The sequence below is a fragment of the Alphaproteobacteria bacterium genome (genome assembly GCA_024244705.1).
In the GTDB taxonomy this organism is placed as follows: domain Bacteria; phylum Pseudomonadota; class Alphaproteobacteria; order JAAEOK01; family JAAEOK01; genus JAAEOK01.
The window spans coordinates 1-799 of sequence record JAAEOK010000015.1; the positions used below are offsets into that span (position 1 = coordinate 1).

The 799-nt window shown below is 47.2% G+C and carries 1 protein-coding gene; it reads left to right on the forward strand.

The window, feature by feature from the left end:
* On the forward strand, positions 1-789 hold a 789-nt coding region (locus tag GY791_01405; GenBank protein MCP4327081.1), incomplete at its 5' end, for a hypothetical protein.
* Between the last annotated feature and the right edge of the window lie 10 nt (positions 790-799).

Consider the following 799-nt stretch of genomic DNA (forward strand, 5'->3'; position numbering starts at 1 on the left):
ACCAACTTCCCACAGGTTTTGCTCAACCTCCTTGATGATTCTTTGATTGATGGCCTGAAGCAAATGAATTCATCTGACATTGAAGTTTTGAGTGCTATGGAGCTCGAGTCTCTATGGCAAACTGAAGAGCAGAGCAGGAGTGAGAGTGTCACAGTGGTAAAAGTGGTGGAAAATCCACTGCCTTTAAGAAATATGGATCTCACATTGATTCTGTTACGTATTTCTGACTCGGAGTTGTTGCGAAAAGATGGTATGAAGGGCGTTATGCGTTTCAACTCGAAGCTGTTTGATCGAAGCACTGTAGTCATGATCTTTGAATGTTTTAAAAACCTGCTGGAGATGGCAGTAGAAAACCCACACAAGGTAGTGTGGGACCTTCACATACTCACCCAGGCTGAGCAACAGAAGCAGTTAGTGGAGTGGAACAAAACATCTGCTCCTTGCCCTAAGCCTGGGTGGCTGGTGCACGAGTTTTTCCTGGATCAAGCCGAGGCAAATCCCAATGCAATAGCTTTGATTGAATATGGAGGTCTGAAGCGGAATATCTCGTACACGGAGCTCCGAAGCATGGCAGAGAAGGTGGCAAGAGAAATGCGAGTATTGGAGGTTGAAGGCGACTCGACGGTTGGCCTACTTATGACCAATGACTCGGCTGAGGCGATTGCGTCCATCTATGGTACGCAGGGCCTTTTCAAACTTGCATATCGGAGTATCAGTCCACTAACAGAGAGGCATACTACACTTTCATGCAGGTGTCCTCGTTGCGGGTGGAGCATACGTGCCACTTGATCCGAGCTAT